Source organism: Actinomyces oris (assembly GCF_001937665.1).
GTDB classification, from domain to species: Bacteria; Actinomycetota; Actinomycetes; order Actinomycetales; family Actinomycetaceae; genus Actinomyces; species Actinomyces stomatis.
In genome coordinates this window covers 111,317-128,835 of record NZ_MSKL01000008.1, presented here as the reverse complement: position 1 = coordinate 128,835, position 17,519 = coordinate 111,317, and the positions used below count along the sequence as shown (strand labels likewise).

Genomic DNA, 17,519 nt, shown 5'->3' with positions numbered 1-17,519 from the left:
ACAGTGCGCTCACCAACGGTGCGCTGCTCGAGAAGACGAGTGAAGGAGCAACACATGACGCCGCAGCACGCCAGTCAGTCCCACGGACAGGTCCGTCGCGCCGGCGTCGAGACCACTGGCGCGGACACTGACGAGCAGATCAGTGCCGGGAAGCAGACCTCGTCGACCACACAGGTCAGTGACGTTGACAGCATCCTCGATGAGATCGACTCGGTCATTGAGACCAACGCCGTAGCCTTCGTCCAGGGCTTCGTCCAGAAGGGCGGCCAATGAGCATGAGCGGCTCACGTCCCGTGGCTCGGCGCATCATCGGGGTGGAGACCGAGTACGGCATCACCTGCGCCCCCGCCACCGACGGCCCCCCTCCCATGGACGCCGACCACGCTGCTCGTGAGCTCTTCGAACCCGTGGTTCAGCGCTCGCGCTCCTCGAACGTCTTCACTCGCGGGGGCGCTCGCCTCTACCTGGACGTGGGCTCCCACCCCGAGTTCGCCACCGCCGAGTGCGACCGCCTTGAGGACGTGCTCGCCCAGGACCGCGCCGGCGAGCTCGTCATGGCCGATCTCGCCGAGCAGGCCAACGCCCGCCTGGCCGCCTCAGGTGTTCCCGGGCGGATCCATCTGCTGAAGAACAACCGCGATGCCGAGGGCAACGGCTTCGGGTGCCACGAGAACTATCTCGTGCGCCGTCGTGGAGACTTCTGGAACGATGCCCGTACTCTCGTACCCCACCTGGTGACCCGGCAGATCCTCGTCGGTGCCGGCCACATCGCAGAGGACGGGGAAACGCGCCCCGCAGGCAACGGGCTCAGGGGCTACGTCTTCTCCCAGCGGGCCGACCAGATGCGGGACGCCGTCTCCTCGGCCACGACCCGAGCCAGGCCGCTGATCAACACCCGGGACGAGCCGCATGCCGATGCCGAGCGCTACCGGCGCATGCATGTCATCGTCGGGGACTCCAATATCGCTCAGGGATCCACCCTGCTCAAGGTGGCAGCCATGGACCTGCTCTTGGACTACCTGGAGCACGGGGGAGACCTCGGTGACCTGGCCCTGGCCGACCCCATGAAGGCCATCCGCGACACCTGCCATGACATGAGTGCGGGCGTGCTCCTGGAACGAGCCGACGGACGGACCATCACACCGTTGGAGATGCAGGCCGAGCACCTCGGGCGTCTACGCGATCATGTTGCACGAGACATCGAGATCACTGCTCTCCACGAAGCCGCACTGGATCTGTGGGAACGGGGGCTCGAGGCCCTCCGCCTGCAGCAGCCCGAGCGCGTGGACACGGAGCTGGACTGGGCGGTCAAGCACCAGCTGCTGACTCGCTACTGCCGGCGGCACAACACCGATCTGGCCGACCCTCGGGCGACCCGGTTGGCCCTCGCCTACCACGACGTCTCTCCCGGCCAAGGACTGCGTCAACGGCTGGAGAGCGCCGGTCTCCTGCGCCGATTCGTTGACGATGAGACCTGCCGCCGGGCGGTGGACACCCCGCCCGCGACAACGCGTGCACGCCTGCGTGGCGCGGTCGTCGCCAAGGCCGAGGATCTGCGCTGCGACGTGAGTGTCGACTGGGTGGGCATTCGACTCGACGACGGAGTCTGCTCACCTGTTACCCTGAGTGATCCCTTCTGCGCCGTGGACGAGCGCATCGATGCACTCCTGGAGAGCATGGAGCGTTCGGCAACCGATCTTCCCATCGGGGTGTGAACGGTGAGGCTCACGGCACTGGCAGGGCGATTGACGGAAGACGCAACATGAGTACTACCTCCTCCCCGGATCCCGGAGCGGGCACGCCTCTGACACGGCGGCAGCGCCGTGCCCTCGAACGTGCTCAGCAGGCCCAGCAGGAGGCACTGACCCAGGACCTCCCGGCGCATTCCCAACCTGTTGCGCAGACACGACCCGCCGGTACTCCGTCCACCAGTGCCCACCCAGCCGGCACGCCGGCGCCTCATACCGAGGCGCAGCCGCAGTGGCAGCCGCAGGCAGCCGGCCGGGCGCCCGTGCCCACGCAGAACTCCTCCCATCGCGGGCGACCCGTGGCCAGCGCGCCTGCGTCAGCGGCACCGCGGGTCAGCAGCCATGATCTCCACAGCGCGCCCATGCCGCCTGCGCGAGCTGATCGACACGATCCGGCTGATGAGCCCGGGCACCCGCTGGATGAGGCGATCACCGGGACGCAGGAACCAGAACCGACGCAGCGGCGACGGACGACCCTGGGAGGCCCGCTGGGCCGTATGCCCAGGGGACCTCTGGCAGTCGGCCTGATCGGTGTCGTCGTCCTTGCCATGATCCTGGTGCCGCTGGCCGTCAACAAGCTCGTCTCCGGAAGGAACGGAGCGGGTACCAGCACCGCGGCCCAGTCGACCGTGCTGGACGGCAACGCCCCCCTCAGCCAGCTGCTGAAGGTCAACGGACGGGTCGGATCGGGGTCGGCTCCCTCCATCACCTTGAACGACGACGCCTCCCTGTCAGCCCCCAGCTCGGTACTGACCGACGTCGTCGAGACCGGGAAGGGGCGCGCGGTCTCCGAAGGGACGCCAGTGATCCTGCAGGTCTCGCAGTTCTCCGGTCTCGACGGGCGCAACACGACGGGTAATGAAGAGGGGTACAAGCTCTGGCAGGGCATGCTCGGTCCTGACGTGGGGGAATACATCAACGCGGCGGTCTCCGGCCAGCGCGAAGGCACCCGCGTCGTTCTTCGCGAACCGGCCGATGAGGAGGACGGCTCCAGGACGACGAAGATCACCGTCGTCGACCTCCTGCCCACCACGGCAACGGGGGAGGAGAAGCAGCCGGCGGCCGGCACCCCCTCCGTCAGTGAAGGAAAGGACGGCTCCATCGCCGTCAGCAGCGCCGGACTTCCCGCACCAACTCGAGCATCCACGGAAATCCTCATCAAGGGCACCGGCCCTCAGATCGGTTCCCAGGACCGTCTCATCGCTCGTACCACAATGGTCAGCTGGGCCACGGGCCAGCCCCTCGAGAAATCGACCTTCGGTTACCAGGAACCGCCCAAGCAGCTCGACATGAGCAACGCGCTGGTGGGAGTCTCCCAGAACCTGGTTGATATCACGGTCGGCTCACGGGTGGTCCTCTCACTGCCTGCGGAACAGGCGCAGGGGAAGGAACCCGTCGTCGTGGTGATTGACGTCCTCGCCAAAGACCCTGCTCAGGCTCCCGGAGGGGCCGAGGGACATGCGGGTAGCGCTTCAAGCGCCACACCTCAGACCTCCACCGGCCCGACACCCAAGGACCTATCATGAGCGTTGCCATTCGCATCATTCCCTGCCTGGACGTCAAGGACGGTCGTGTCGTCAAAGGCGTCAACTTCCAGGGCCTCAAGGAAGCCGGAGACCCCGTGGAGCTGGCCTCCCGCTACGGCGCTCAGGGGGCTGATGAGATCACCTTCTTAGACGTCTCGGCCTCGCATGAGGGACGTTCCACCATGCTGGACGTGGTCTGCCGTACTGCCGAGCAGGTGTTCGTTCCGCTGACTGTCGGTGGTGGAGTACGTTCAGTCGACGATGTGGATCAGCTGCTGCGGGCGGGGGCGGACAAAGTCGGCATCAACACCGCGGCCATCAACCGTCCCGAGCTGTTGACGGAGGTGGCGCAGCGTTTCGGCAACCAGGTGGTCGTCCTGTCAGTGGATGCGCGTCGGTGTCCTTCCGGTGTCTCCACGGCCTCTGGCTTTGAGGTCACCACTCACGGAGGGCGGACCTCCACCGGGATCGACGCCGTCGCCTGGGCGGTTCGCGGTGCCGAGCTCGGCGCCGGGGAGATCCTCCTGAACTCCATGGACGCAGATGGGGTCACCCAAGGATTCGACACCGAGATGATCGACGCCGTTCGTCGACGGCTCCGGGTGCCGCTCATCGCCTCCGGTGGCGCCGGATGCCCGCAGGACTTCGTCACCGCGGCCAACCATGGTGCTGACGCCGTTCTGGCAGCCTCAGTGTTCCACTACGGAGTCATGACCATCGCCGAGGCCAAGAATGCTCTGCGAGACGCGCACCATCCGGTGCGTTGAAAAGATGGGAGACTGACTGTGGGGTGGTGGCGGTGTAGCCGGTGTAGCGGCACCACCTGATGTCCTGGTGACCGCCCATGTGGCCAAGTCCGAGGAGAGCTCGTGAGCCACGACTATGACAACGAGCCCAGCCACTCACGTGGCGGGAATCCTTGGAGGCATCCGGGCGGCGAGAAGAACTGCCTGAAGGGATGTGCCCTTGATCTGGCGGATGCCGGTGTTCTCCACTCCGGAATCATTTACGTCATAGCAATATCAGCTGCTCGCGTGGTGGCGCGAAGGCCATGGAGGGTCATGAGCATCGAGGCTGGTGGGGCGTTGTCCCCATGGAGATGCGAAGTCATCCCTGGGGAGTGATATGCCTACTCATGTAGGCTACGTGCAGCACTTCATCCTCGGGGAGGAATAATGAGTGACTTGAATCCGTACCAAGCGGATCCTTATCGTCAAGGAACTGCCGGTTCTCAACCCTACTTTGCCGGATCTCACATGGCCTCCCATGTCGATTCCGGTGCGTCTTCGGCTCCGGGCGGCTACTACAGTACTGATTACCCCGGTGGGCAGTCGTACCCCTTCCCGGCGGTGTCGGGAAATCAGATGGCCCCTTATCCAGAGGCTGGCCGGCAGCCTGATAGTCAGGTTTACGGTCCGCCCTACCATCAGCAGTACCCCTATCCGTCATATCCGTCCGCTCCTTATGGACCGTACCCGCCATATGGTCCGGGTGCGTCCTGGGGGGCGTTCTACGATCCGCGTCGGCATGAGGCCAACACCCTGGGTGGATGGGCGCTCGGGCTCGGTATTGCGAGTATCTTCATGAACTGTTTGTATCTAGGCGCTGTCCCGGGTGTGCCGGCGATCATCGTGGGGATTAACGGGATGCGCGCGGCCGATGAGGGGCGTGCCTCCAATAAGGGACTTTCGATTGCCGGAGTGGTGATGGGGGCTATAGGCTCTGTTATCAGTGCCTGCTTCTTCATGCTGTTCGTGATGGTGATTTTCAATGATCTCTAGGTCTGAAGGCTGCTGTGAGAATGTATCGAAGACGAACCACTGCTCCGGTGGGAGCTCGAGACTCGGAAGGCAGATAGGACTGGGCCTTCTGATGGCTCTCCCCACCTTGCCGGGCGGCCTCATCGTGTTGCGCGCACTGACTCTGCCCCGCAGCTCCCCGGGGCTTCCCGACCTCTGCCCGTTTCACCGTGTCACGGGGCTGTGGTGCCCTCTGTGTGGAGGCACCAGGGCGACTCGGGAGCTCATTCACGGCGACCTGTGGGCAGCCATGGGCTACAACCCCTTTGCGCTCGTGCTGGAGGCGCTGGCGGTTCTTCTGGTGGTGCGCTGGTTGTTCGTATCTGCCCGAGGCCGGCGACGGCCGCTCGTCACCGGCGGGGAGGGCATTCTTCTTGGGGCAGCGCTGGTTGTCTTCGCATTCGTGCGCAACCTGCCCGGCATGTGGGTCTACCTCGGTCCGCTGCTCGGACCTCCGGGCTGAGGGGCTCCTCGCGTGCATAATGCAGTCGTGGCTCTCGATTCTCAGATCTCTGCGCGTCTGAAGCGCAACGCCGACGGACTGGTCTGCGCCGTTATCCAGCAGCACGACTCACGTGAGGTCCTCATGGTGGGGTGGATGGATGATGAAGCGCTTCGTCGCACCCTGGCAGAGGGGCGCGTGACTTTCTGGTCACGGTCTCGCCGTGAGTACTGGCGCAAGGGGGACACGTCCGGACACGCGCAGTATGTCAAGTCCGTCCATCTGGACTGCGATGGCGACGCGCTCCTGATCGAGGTCGATCAGGTCGGAGCGGCCTGCCACACCGGTGAGCGCAGCTGTTTCCTCACCGGTGGTGATCTGGGGGCGCACGTGGGAGAGCGTCCCTGCTGACCGCTCCTCGGCCAGCAAGGTTTGGCGATTTGCAACAGACGGCCTCGGACCGTCACGATGGATACAGACAGGCGCCCTTCCGGAGCGCCGGCAGGCGAGATCGGGGAGGTGTGTGATGACCTCGTTCGAGGCGATGGTGGCCGAGGCCAAGGCGGCCGCCGACCGTCGCGCTTCTCTGGTTCCCCTGTCCAGTCTGCGAGAGGCCTCCCGCCTGGTCCCCGGTGCCATCAGTGCCCTGCCCAGCTTGCGCACCGATGACCGGGCGGTCACGGTGATCGCCGAGGTCAAGCGCTCAACGGCCACGTTCGCCGACCTCAGCGGCGTTGGGGATCCGGGGATGCTGGCCTGCTTCTACGCCGCCGGCGGTGCCGCCTGCGTCTCAGTGGTCACGGGGCCGAGCGCCACGCGAGGCTCTCTCAAGGACCTGGATGCCGTCAGGGCCTCGGTGGATCTTCCCGTCCTCGCCAACGACCTGGTGGTCACTCCCTACCAGGTGCACGAGGCCCGGGCTCACGGCGCCGATCTGCTCATGCTCGACGCCCGCCTCGAGACCCTGGTGCTCGAAGGGCTCATCGAGCGGGTCCACTCCCTGGGGATGGGTGCCGTCGTCGAAGCTCGCACCCGCCGTGAGGCGCTGACCGCTGTTGATGCAGGCGCCTGCATCGTCGCCATCGACACCCGGGATCCTGAGACCCTGGCCGTCGACTGCAGCATGTTCGATCAGGTCACTGACGTTCTACCGCCTCAGGTCGTGCGGATCGCAGCCGGAGGAGTCAGAGGGCCGCACGACGTCATGAGTTTCGCGCGCTGCGGCGCCGACGTCGTCCTCGTCGGTGAGGCCATCATCCGCTCCACCGACCCCCAGCAGTTCGTCGCCGAGCTGGTCGCCGCCGGCGCCCATCCGGCACTGATCCCCTCCGCCCATCGAGAGGTTCTCTGAGTGCCTGTCGCACCGCTTTCCGCCATGATGCCAACGATGTCAACAATGCTGACGATGCCGGTCGCGGCCGTGCTGCCCGCAGGCATACCGAGCCCGTCCTCGGCCGTCTGGTACCTCGGGCCCATCCCGGTCCGGGCCTACGCGTTGTGCATTCTCACCGGGGTCTTCGTGGCCGTGTGGTGGTCGGACCGACGCTACCGGGCCGGAGGAGGCAGGCCGGAGGTGGTCCTCGATGTCGCCATCGTGGCCGTCCCCGCTGGAATCGTGGGTGCTCGTCTTTACCACGTGATCTCCTCACCCGACGACTACTTCGGCCCCAACGGAGACCTGTCCCGTATCCCCCAGACATGGCAGGGGGGCCTGGGAATCTGGGGAGGCATCGCCGGTGGAGTCCTGGCCGGGGTACTCCTCCTGCGCCATCGTGGCCTGCGTGTGGCTCCGCTGGCCGACGCCGTCGCCCCGACGCTGCTGGTCGCTCAGGCGATCGGTCGACTGGGAAACTGGTTCAACCAGGAGCTCTACGGCGCCCCGACGACTCTGCCCTGGGGACTGCGGATCGACGACGCTCATCTTCCAGCAGGTTCCACCTACCCGCCCGGGACCCTGTTTCATCCGACCTTCCTCTATGAGGCCCTGTGGAACTTGGCCGGGGCCGTCCTTCTGGTGTGGATCGGGAGAAGGATGGTTGCCAGCAGCGGGGTCACGGGCGGGAGACTGCTGTGGATCTACCTCATGGTCTACACCGCCGGCCGGGTGTGGATCGAGATGCTGCGCATCGATGAGGCCGAGACGATCCTCGGTCTGCGACTGAACGTGTGGACCTCCATCGTCATCTTCCTCGTCGGCGCCATCGGGCTGGCCCTCACCTCCCGGCGTCCCCTCAGTGACGCCATCGACAGGCCGGGGCGCGGAGCGAGGAAGGGGCGCTCGGAGCGTGAGGAGGACGACTCCGCTGAGGACGACTCGCCTGAAGGCGTCTCGCCGTCAGAATCCGCGGCCGTGGCGTCGGCCGTTCCGGACCAGACGGATGTGTTGTAGGGACTGAATCATCGGGGACCGGCCCGTCACTGAGGCGGCGGAGAACCGGGTGAGGATGGTCGCAACCTGACGAGTGACGGGATTCGTCCTCGTGCACAGGGCCGGGAGTCCCGTATTCTGAACCCATGCGTAGAGCCAAGATCGTATGTACCCTCGGACCCGCTACTGACTCCCCCGAGCAGGTGCAAGCGCTCGTGGACGCCGGCATGAACGTGGCGCGCATCAACCGCTCCCACGGTCGCGCCGAGGACCAGGAGGAGGTCATTGCCCGCATCCGCGAGGCAGCCGCCGCCTCCGGTCGGGCCATCGCCATCCTGGTCGACCTCCAGGGCCCCAAGATCCGCCTGGGGCGTTTCGTCGATGACCAGAAGGTCATGCTCAACAAGGGCGACGAGTTCACGATCACCATCGACGACGTCCTCGGCACCGTCAAGCGCGCCTCCACCACCTTCAAGGGGCTTCCCGGCGACTGCCGCCCCGGCGACCGGCTCCTCATCGACGACGGCAACGTCGCGGTTCGCGTCGTGGCCGTCACCGACACCGACGTTGTCACCAAGGTCGAGGTGCCCGGCTACGTCTCCAACAACAAGGGCATCAACCTGCCCGGCGTCGCCGTCTCCGTCCCGGCCCTCAGCGAGAAGGACCGCGAGGACCTGCGCTGGGCCCTCAAGATCGGTGCCGATCTCATCGCCCTGTCCTTCGTGCGCGACGCCGACGACATCAAGGACGTCCACGAGATCATGGACGAGGTCGGTGTGCGTATTCCGGTCATCGCCAAGATCGAGAAGCCCCAGGCGGTGGAGAACCTCTTCGACATCGTCTCCACCTTTGACGGCATCATGGTGGCCCGCGGTGACCTCGGTGTGGAGATGCCCCTGGAGGCCGTTCCGCTGGTGCAGAAGCGTGCCATCGAGCTGGCTCGTCGCCAGGCCAAGCCGGTCATCGTGGCCACCCAGGTCCTGGAGTCCATGATTCAGAACCCGCGGCCGACTCGGGCTGAGGCCTCCGACTGCGCCAACGCGATTCTCGACGGCGCTGACGCCGTCATGCTCTCCGGTGAGACCTCCGTGGGTGCCTACCCCATCGAGGCCGTGCGCACCATGGCCAGCATTATCGAGAACGTCGAGGAGCACGGAGGGGAGCGCATCCCCGGCCTGGGCTCCTACCCGCAGACGCGCGGTGGGGCTCTGACCCGCGCTGCCGCCGAGATGGGTGAGCACCTCGATGTCACCTACCTGGTGACCTTCACCCAGTCCGGAGACACCGCCCGACGCCTGTCGCGTCTGCGCTCTCCGCTTCCGCTGCTGGCCTTCACCCCGCTGCATGAGACACGCAACCAGCTCGCCGTCTCCTGGGGCGTGCAGTGCTACGAGGTGCCCGAGGTCGAGCACACTGACGAGATGGTGGCCCAGGTCGATGAGATCCTTCAGGACAAGCACCTGGCCCAGCCCGGGGACACTGTCGTCATCGTGGCCGGCATGCCTCCGGGCACGCCTGGCTCGACCAACTCGATCCGCGTCCACACCGTCGGTGAGACGGGTGACTACAAGATCTGAGCATCACCGCTGAAAAGGGGGCTCCCACCAGATGGTGGGAGCCCCCTTCAGTCATGAGTACCTCCGGTGGGACTCGAACCCACAACACTCCGATTTTGAGTCGGATGCCTCTGCCAATTGGGCTACGGAGGCACGCCGCCGGCTCTGCGGGGGCGCTAACAGCGAGATCATACTAGGATCACAGCCGTGAGCAATGAGTCCAGCACCACCAAGTCCCGCCGGGTGCTCGTCGCTGAGGACGAGACCCTCATCCGCCTTGACATCGTCGAGACTCTCACCGACGCCGGGTACGAGATCCTCGCTGAGGCCGCAGACGGGGAGGAGGCTGTCCGTCTGGCTGACGAGCACACCCCTGACCTGTGCGTTCTCGACGTCAAGATGCCGGTGACCGACGGCATCACCGCAGCGGAGAGGATTCTTGAGAAGCACAACTGCGCCGTCGTCATGCTGACCGCCTTCTCCCAGACCGAGCTCGTCGAACGAGCCAGCGCCGCCGGCGCCATGGCCTACGTCGTCAAGCCCTTCACCCCGGCGGACCTCATTCCGGCACTTGAGATCGCCATGTCGCGACACGAGGAGATCCTGTCCCTCGAGAGTGAGATTTCTGACCTCACCGAGCGCTTCGAGACCCGTAAACGCGTCGACCGGGCCAAGGGGCTGCTCATGGAGCGCATGGGGCTGAGCGAGCCGGAGGCATTCCGGTGGCTGCAGAAGACCTCCATGAACCGGCGTCTGACCATGCGTGAGGTGGCCGACGCCGTCATCGAGCAGGTCGGTGCCGCCAAGAAGGACTGATCGTCTTCTGTCGCGCGGTGCGTCAGGTGAACAGACTGCGCAGCGTTCCGACGGCGATCGTCCGCTCGTCGTCATCAGTGACCGTGACCTGGTAGACCACGGTACGACGGCCGCGGTGCAGGGGAGTGGCGGTGGCCTTCACCCAGCCCTGGGACACGGATCGCAGGTGGCTGACCGTCAGTTCCGCCCCGACCGGGATGGCATCATCGGGCGCTGCCGCACGCGCTGCCACCGAGGCGGCCGTCTCGATGATCGCGGCAGTGGCACCGCCGTGCAGGATTCCGACGACCTGCCGTGCTCCATCGACCGGCATCCTGACTTCGGTCAGGTTCGCGTCGCGAGTCACCACCTCCATTCCGAGGGTGTCCATGAGTGTGCCCTCCTCACTGTCCTCCAGCACCGCGTGCAGTGCCGAGGAGGCGGAGACGGCGGAGCCCGCGGGACGAGGGTCGGGGTACGGGCGCCGGGAAGGGTCCGGGAAGGCCACGGCAGCGGCGCTCGCTCCCGAGTAGGAGGCTGCAGTGACGCGGCCCACGGGCCCCAGCGGCCCGACGACCGCCGGTGAGCCGGGGGAGTCGGCGGAGACAGGGGAGGCATGAGAGTCACAGGACTCTCCTACGCTGATGGGGGAGAGGGGCGAGTCGGACTGTGGATGGCTCATGGGCCTAGGCTGGCACGGTGAGCACCACTGCGACCAGCCCTGCGACGAGCCCAACACCTCAGCCCACCTCGGAACCGGTTCCCGAGAGGCTTCTTCTCATCGACGGACACTCGATGGCCTTCCGCGCCTTCTACGCGCTGCCCGTCGACAACTTCACGACGTCGACCGGTCAGTCGACCAACGCCGTCCACGGCTTCGTCTCCATGTTCCTCTCGCTGCTGGACAACGAGCAGCCGACGCACGTGGCGGTCGCCTTCGACCTGCCGGGAGGCACCTTCCGTACAGAGGAGTATGCCGAGTACAAGGGGACCCGCGATGAGACGCCGCAGCCCTTCCTCGGGCAGGTCGAGCTCATCCAGGAGGTCCTGGAGGCCATGGGCGTCAAGGCGATCACCGCACCGGGCTACGAGGCCGACGACATCCTGGCCACCCTGGCGACCTCGGCCCAGGCCGAGGGCATGGAGGTTCTCATCTGCTCCGGAGACCGCGACTCCTTCCAGATGGTCACTGAGCAGTGCACGGTGCTCTACCCGGTCAAGGGCGTCTCAACGCTGCGTCGCATGACGCCCCACGAAGTGGAGGAGCGTTACGGGGTGACGCCCGATCGCTACCCCCACCTCGCCGCCCTCGTGGGGGAGACCAGTGACAACCTTCCCGGAGTCCCGGGCGTGGGCCCCAAGACCGCCGCCAAGTGGCTCAACCTCTACGACGGGCTCGACGGCGTCATCGCTCATGCGGATCAGATCAAGGGCAAGGCCGGACAGGCCCTGCGCGATCACCTCGACGACGTCATGCGCAACCGCCGCCTCAACCACCTGCTCACCGACCTGGATCTCGGCGTCGTTCCCCGCACCGACCTGCGCCTCCCGGGCGCCGACCGCGCCGGCCTGGCACGCGTGTTCGAGACCCTGGAGTTCCGCACCCTGCACCAGCGGGCGCTGCGCATCCTGAGCTTCACCGACACCTCCGATCATGCCGAGCCGGGTGAGGGAGAGGGAACCGGCGCCCTGAGCGCGCTGAGCGATCTGGAGATCGTCTCGCTGGGGCATGATCTTGCCGCGGGTCACCTGTCACAGTGGTTGGAGGCCGGCCTGTCGTCGGCCGACGGAGACGGTTCCCGTCCCCTCGGTGTCGATGTTGTCGGCGTCCTCAGACCCGTCGAGGGTGATGCCGCGCTCGTCTCGTTGTCCGACGGCTCTCGGGCGGTCGTCATCGACCTCACCGAGATCCTGCCCGAGGACGAAGCGGCCCTGGCCCGGCTCCTGGCCGACGTGGACCGCCCCAAGCTGGTGGCCGATGCCAAGGGAAGCTGGCACGCACTGAACGCCCGGGGACTCACGCTGGACGGCGTCGTCGCCGATCCCTCCCTGGCCGGTTACCTGTGCCGTCCTGAGCAGCGCAGCTACGACGTCGATACTCTCACCCAGCGCTGGCTCGGCATCGATCTGGCCGCCGTCAATGAGGGCGGCGCCTCGGCCGACAGCGGTCCCGGTGACTCCCAGAGCGCCTTCGACCTCGAGGCCCTCGCCTCCGACGCCGTTCCCACGGCCCACCTGGCCAGTGCGCGTCGGGCCGCTGTCCTGCTCCCGCTCCAGGTCGTGCTCGATGAGCAGATGGCCGCTCGCGACGCCGTGGGACTGTTCACCGACCTGGAGATGCCCGTGGCCGCGACCCTGACCGTCATGGAGGACGCCGGCATCGCCGTCGACGACGCCGTGCTCGCAGCCCGCGAGACCGAGCTCGACGCCCGCGTGACCCACGCCGCCGAGGGCGCCTACGCCGCCGCAGGGCGAGAGCTCAACCTCTCCAGCCCCAAACAGCTCCAAGCCGTCCTGTTCGACGAGCTGAAGATGCCCAAGACCCGCAAGACCAAGACCGGCTACACCACCGACGCCGATGCCCTGGCCGGGCTGTACGCCAAGACCTCCCACCCCTTCCTGGAGCACCTTCTTGAGCACCGCGACGCCATCAAGCTGCGGCAGACGGTCGAGGGACTGCGCAAGGCGATCCAGGCCGACGGGCGCATCCACACCACCTTCCAGCAGACCATCGCCGCCACCGGGCGCCTGTCATCGACCGACCCCAACCTGCAGAACATCCCGGCCCGTCACGAGGAGGGGATGCGTATCCGTGAGGCCTTCGCCGTCGGTGAGGGCTACGAGTGCCTCATGACCGCCGACTACTCGCAGATCGAGATGCGCATCATGGCGCACCTGTCCGGAGACCAGGCGCTGATCGAGGCCTTCCGCAGCGGGGAGGACCTGCACCGCTACGTTGCCGCCCTGGTCCACGGCATCGAGGTCGAGGACGTGAGCGCCCAGCAGCGCAGCCACGTCAAGGCCATGAGCTATGGACTGGCCTACGGTCTGTCCACCTTCGGACTGGCTCGTCAGCTCGGTATCGACAACGCCGAGGCGGCGGACCTGAGGAACGCCTACTTCGCCAGGTTCGGAAAGGTTCACGACTACCTGGAGTCCGTGGTGGAGCAGGCGCGCCGGGACGGATACACCGAGACGATGTTCGGGCGCCGCCGCTACCTGCCCGATCTGACCAGCGACAACCGACAGCGCCGTGAGATGGCTGAGCGGGCCGCGCTCAATGCTCCTATTCAGGGCAGTGCCGCAGATATCGTCAAGAAGGCCATGATCGACGTCGACAGCGCGCTGACCGAGCGGGCACTGAGCAGTCGTATCCTCCTGCAGATCCACGACGAGCTCCTCATCGAGGTCGCGCCTGGAGAGGCCGAGACGGTCGAGAGCCTCCTCAAGGAGCAGATGGGCGGGGCGGCCGAGCTCTCGGTCCCACTGGACGTCGCTGTCGGACGAGGGCGCACCTGGCGTGAGGCTGCCCACTAGAGACCCTCTCCAGGACCCTCGATCATCGCCCGAAGAAGCCGTTGATATGTGAATGAGATCGTCGCGTCATCCTTTCGACACCTAGTTGTCAGATGACGTGAGCGATTGCACGCACATACGGGATAATGCTTGAGCATCGTCTAGTTACGGATTCGTCACGTACTGCTAAGGTTCACTCGTGCGCTCCTGGGCGTCTCCTATGAGAGTAATCCAACCAGGATGATGAATTGGTCCGGGCTGATTCACGTCACTGGGGAGCGTGCGGTCCCTATCAACCCGATCCAACTATCCGCATTCGGAGCATCCACTCAATGACAACCACTACGCCCAGCCCCGCCCCGGTCGCCGTCAACGACATCGGTTCGACCGAGGAGATCCTCGCCGCTGTTGACGAGACCATCAAGTACTTCGATGACGGCGATATCGTCGAGGGCACTGTCGTCAAGGTCGACCGTGATGAGGTCCTCCTCGACATCGGCTACAAGACCGAAGGCGTCATCCTCGCTCGCGAGCTGTCCATCAAGCACGACGTCGACCCTGATGAGATCGTCTCCGTCGGTGATGAGATCGAGGCCCTCGTCCTGCAGAAGGAGGACAAGGAGGGGCGCCTGCTCCTGAGCAAGAAGCGTGCGCAGTACGAGCGCGCCTGGGGCACCATCGAGCGCATCAAGGAGGAGGACGGCGTCGTCACCGGCTCCGTCATCGAGGTCGTCAAGGGCGGTCTCATCCTGGACATCGGTCTGCGTGGATTCCTCCCCGCCTCCCTGGTGGAGATGCGCCGTGTTCGCGACCTCCAGCCCTACGTGGGCCGTGAGCTCGAGGCGAAGATCATTGAGCTGGACAAGAACCGCAACAACGTGGTCCTCTCCCGTCGCGCCTGGCTCGAGCAGACCCAGTCCGAGGTCCGCACCAACTTCCTGCAGACCCTGCAGAAGGGCCAGGTCCGCTCCGGTGTCGTGTCCTCCATCGTCAACTTCGGTGCCTTCGTGGACCTGGGTGGCGTCGACGGTCTGGTCCACGTCTCCGAGCTGTCCTGGAAGCACATCGACCACCCCTCCGAGGTCGTCGAGGTCGGCAACGAGGTCACGGTCGAGGTCCTGGACGTCGACTTCGACCGCGAGCGCGTCTCCCTGTCGCTCAAGGCGACCCAGGAGGACCCGTGGCAGGCCTTCGCCCGGACCCACGCCATCGGCCAGGTCGTTCCCGGCAAGGTCACCAAGCTGGTTCCCTTCGGCGCCTTCGTCCGCGTCGAGGACGGCATCGAGGGCCTGGTCCACATCTCCGAGCTGGCGCAGCGTCACGTCGAGGTTCCCGAGCAGGTGGCCAAGGTCGGCGACGAGGTCTTCGTCAAGGTCATCGACATCGACCTGGAGCGTCGTCGCATCTCCCTGTCGCTGAAGCAGGCCAACGAGGGTGTCGACCCCGCGTCGGAGGACTTCGACCCCAGCCTCTACGGAATGGCGGCCGAGTACGACGAGCAGGGCAACTACAAGTACCCCGAGGGCTTCGACCCGGAGACCAACGAGTGGCTCGAGGGCTACGACGCCCAGCGCGAGGCCTGGGAGGCCGAGTACGCGGCTGCTCACGCCCGCTGGGAGGCCCACAAGGCCCAGGTCGCCAAGGCCCTGGAGGAGGAGCAGGAGTCCGGTGCTCCGGCAGCCCCCGCGGGTGGCACCTCTTACTCCTCGGCTCCGTCGGAGGCATCTGGCACGTTGGCCTCCGATGAGGCCCTGGCTGCTCTGCGTGAGAAGCTCACCGGTAACTGAGCATCCGCACCTTTTCACTGGTCAGGACTGATTTCTGACATTATCTGAGGGTCTCTGCCTGTTCCGCAGGCAGAGACCCTCAGGTGTAGGTGCCTTCTCCCCATCGCCCGGGCACCTTGCCTGTGCGAGGCTGTGGCCGGGGCTGGCACTCCCCGCTTCCTAGGTGTAGGAACCTGTACGTGACGACCGTTGGAGACGATATGAGCTATTGGGGTGGCATTGCCCGTGCTCTGGAGGATGTCGACCCCGTCTGCCCCAGTCGTGTCGCTGCAGCGGCCCTGTGGAAGGCGATCGCCGCTGACGACGTCGAGGGGGCGGCTCCGGGGAACGCGCCCGACCAGGTGGTGCAGGCGGTCTGCGCCGTCGACCGGGCGTGGCTGGTTCAGCTGGGCCAGGACCCGGACATGAGCAAGGAGAGCCTCGACCAAGCGGTGGCCTTCTGCCAGGGGCTCCGGACGGCTCACGGCTGCTCGACGCTTCCACTGCGCTATGCCCAGGTGGAGCTCTCCGCCGTCCTCGGCCTCAGGGACGAGGCCCTCGAACAGTTCCGTGAGGCGAGACTCTTCTCCTTCGGCAAGACCGATACTGGCGCGGTCCTGGCCACCGCCCGCATGCATGACGACTACTCCGGCGTCATCAGTACCGCGACGGCGACTCCGAACCGTGCCGAGGTCGATCCCGTGGAGACCGCCCGGGGGCTGGGCGCAGTGCTGGTTCCCTACCTGGCTCACCAACGGCTCGTGGAGGCCGAGGACGCCTTCGCATCCTTGAGCCGGCTCCGGCTTCCGGACGTCGTTGAGCTCCAGTCCCTGGGGGACAGGTTCGAGTACCTGGGTCTGTCCTCCCAGTGGCAACGGGCCATCGCGCTCATGCGGCACAGTCCTATGAAGGCTGTGTCCGAGGCCTCGGCCTGGAAGCTGATGAACACCGCTATCGGACTGGCTCTCGTCATGAGGGAGGCCAACAGGGCCGACTACGGCAAGCATGCCTTGGGTGCCTCGCTGAGCTGGACAACGCCCTGGGGGGATCTGGAGCTCACGGCGTGGGACACCGTCGTGCGTGCCTATGACGTCATCACCGGCTTCGTGCGCGGCATCGCCCACCGCTTCGATGTCCGCAACGGCAACAACGGCGTGTCGTACCGGGTGGAGATGAGGATGGCCGCTGAGGCCGCTGGACTCGCCAGCCGGTCCTACGGCACGGTGACGAGCGCTATGCCGGCTGATCGTGCCCGGCTGCGTAACCAGGGGGCCCTGCTCAAGGAGGTCCGCGAGCTGCTCACGCTGTCTCGTGGCTATGGCATGGAGTCGGTGCGTCAGCGTGCCATGTCGACCGCTGAGACGGTCAGCGTTTCGCTGTCCGAGGTGGTGGACGACTCCGCTTTGGAGCTGGTCGTTGACCTCCGCCTGGCCTTCGGCCGGCTCCTGGCGGCACTGGGCGCCAATGAACGGGCGGAGAAGGAGCATCTCGACACGGCGGAGCTGAGCCTGAGCCAGGGATGGACGGAAACCGCCTGCGCCGCACTGGCCCTGGCCTCGCACGCCGCTCAGGCCCGTGGAGACCGCGCTGCCGGCGGCAGGGCATGGAGCCAGTGCCGGGAGTCGATGGAGTCCTGGCCGATGAACCGGCCGGGAGAACGCTGCGGGATGCTCGTCGACGCCGTCGGTGACCCTCTGGTTGCGGTGCAGGTTCTCTCCACACTGGCGGAGATCCTGGTTGAAGGGGTGGAGGAGGACCACTCTCGCGCGCCGATCGTCCGAGAGATCATCTCGCGGGCGTCGGAGCAGGCCTCCCGGTGCGTGAGTCCCCCGCAGAACGCGGTGGAGTCCCTGGCCCGGGTCGAGGAGCGCATCGCGCCTTACGGGCGGGGCCGGGGAGGAAGAAGACGACCCGGTTCGACCACCGCGATCACCACTGACGGTCAGGCGGCCTCAGGGAGCAACTGACAAGGCGCGGCCGCGCTCCCGTATCGCCCAGTATCG

General features: G+C 66.3%; 15 protein-coding genes and 1 tRNA gene. 14 read left to right on the top strand and 2 right to left on the bottom strand.

Annotation, left to right across the window (positions count from 1 at the left end):
- Positions 1-54: 54 nt before the first annotated feature.
- From BKH28_RS04095 to pyk, 10 genes are all read left to right on the top strand, one after another.
- On the top strand, positions 55-273 hold the full coding sequence (locus BKH28_RS04095) for a ubiquitin-like protein Pup (RefSeq protein ID WP_075417599.1): 219 nt from the start codon (positions 55-57) through the stop codon (positions 271-273).
- A complete protein-coding gene (gene pafA / locus BKH28_RS04090) occupies positions 270-1,715 on the top strand; it encodes a Pup--protein ligase (RefSeq protein WP_075417598.1) in 1,446 nt (481 codons plus the stop codon). Before BKH28_RS04095 ends, pafA begins: the two co-directional genes overlap by 4 nt.
- A gap of 530 nt (positions 1,716-2,245) precedes the next feature.
- A complete protein-coding gene (locus tag BKH28_RS04085) occupies positions 2,246-3,274 on the top strand; it encodes a hypothetical protein (protein ID WP_075417597.1) in 1,029 nt (342 codons plus the stop codon).
- Positions 3,271-4,041 carry an imidazole glycerol phosphate synthase subunit HisF gene (gene hisF, locus BKH28_RS04080; protein WP_075417596.1) on the top strand — a complete coding sequence of 257 codons (771 nt, stop codon included), beginning with the start codon at positions 3,271-3,273 and terminating at the stop codon, positions 4,039-4,041. The genes BKH28_RS04085 and hisF overlap by 4 nt, the downstream gene beginning before the upstream one ends.
- Before the next feature lie 408 nt (positions 4,042-4,449).
- Positions 4,450-5,055, top strand: a complete 606-nt coding sequence (locus BKH28_RS04075) for a DUF4190 domain-containing protein (RefSeq protein WP_256695470.1) — start codon at positions 4,450-4,452, stop codon at positions 5,053-5,055.
- A gap of 91 nt (positions 5,056-5,146) precedes the next feature.
- The gene (locus BKH28_RS04070; protein ID WP_075417594.1) at positions 5,147-5,536 is read left to right on the top strand and encodes a DUF2752 domain-containing protein; all 390 of its coding nucleotides are present in this window, start codon (positions 5,147-5,149) and stop codon (positions 5,534-5,536) included.
- Between the two features lie 27 nt (positions 5,537-5,563).
- Positions 5,564-5,926 carry a phosphoribosyl-AMP cyclohydrolase gene (gene hisI / locus BKH28_RS04065; protein ID WP_178388824.1) on the top strand — a complete coding sequence of 121 codons (363 nt, stop codon included), beginning with the start codon at positions 5,564-5,566 and terminating at the stop codon, positions 5,924-5,926.
- A gap of 115 nt (positions 5,927-6,041) precedes the next feature.
- On the top strand, positions 6,042-6,866 hold the full coding sequence (locus tag BKH28_RS04060) for an indole-3-glycerol phosphate synthase TrpC (protein WP_075417592.1): 825 nt from the start codon (positions 6,042-6,044) through the stop codon (positions 6,864-6,866).
- A gap of 36 nt (positions 6,867-6,902) precedes the next feature.
- Entirely contained in the window at positions 6,903-7,904 is a 1,002-nt protein-coding gene (lgt, locus tag BKH28_RS04055) for a prolipoprotein diacylglyceryl transferase (protein WP_081380028.1), read from the top strand.
- A 125-nt stretch (positions 7,905-8,029) separates the two neighbouring features.
- Positions 8,030-9,460 (top strand): pyruvate kinase, encoded by a 1,431-nt coding sequence (gene pyk / locus BKH28_RS04050; RefSeq protein WP_075417591.1) that lies wholly within the window; start codon positions 8,030-8,032, stop codon positions 9,458-9,460.
- Positions 9,461-9,518: 58 nt separating this feature from the next.
- Here the strand turns inward: pyk and BKH28_RS04045 are convergent.
- Positions 9,519-9,592: transfer RNA gene (locus BKH28_RS04045), tRNA-Leu, on the bottom strand.
- A 54-nt stretch (positions 9,593-9,646) separates the two neighbouring features.
- On the opposite strand from BKH28_RS04045, the gene BKH28_RS04040 reads away from it, so the two are divergent.
- Positions 9,647-10,255, top strand: a complete 609-nt coding sequence (locus BKH28_RS04040; protein ID WP_075417590.1) for an ANTAR domain-containing response regulator — start codon at positions 9,647-9,649, stop codon at positions 10,253-10,255.
- Between the two features lie 22 nt (positions 10,256-10,277).
- Here the strand turns inward: BKH28_RS04040 and BKH28_RS04035 are convergent, their stop codons facing one another.
- Positions 10,278-10,916 carry a PaaI family thioesterase gene (locus BKH28_RS04035; RefSeq protein ID WP_256695469.1) on the bottom strand — a complete coding sequence of 213 codons (639 nt, stop codon included), beginning with the start codon at positions 10,914-10,916 and terminating at the stop codon, positions 10,278-10,280.
- 17 nt (positions 10,917-10,933) lie between these two features.
- Here BKH28_RS04035 and polA point away from each other — a divergent pair, with 17 nt between their 5' ends.
- The 3 genes from polA (at position 10,934) to BKH28_RS04020 (ending at position 17,483) form a co-directional block, all read left to right on the top strand.
- Positions 10,934-13,771: a DNA polymerase I gene (polA, locus tag BKH28_RS04030; protein ID WP_075417589.1), complete on the top strand. Its 2,838-nt coding sequence runs from the start codon at positions 10,934-10,936 to the stop codon at positions 13,769-13,771.
- Between the two features lie 311 nt (positions 13,772-14,082).
- Positions 14,083-15,537 carry a 30S ribosomal protein S1 gene (rpsA, locus tag BKH28_RS04025; RefSeq protein WP_004564961.1) on the top strand — a complete coding sequence of 485 codons (1,455 nt, stop codon included), beginning with the start codon at positions 14,083-14,085 and terminating at the stop codon, positions 15,535-15,537.
- A 200-nt stretch (positions 15,538-15,737) separates the two neighbouring features.
- Positions 15,738-17,483, top strand: a complete 1,746-nt coding sequence (locus BKH28_RS04020; RefSeq protein WP_075417588.1) for a hypothetical protein — start codon at positions 15,738-15,740, stop codon at positions 17,481-17,483.
- Positions 17,484-17,519 lie beyond the last annotated feature (36 nt).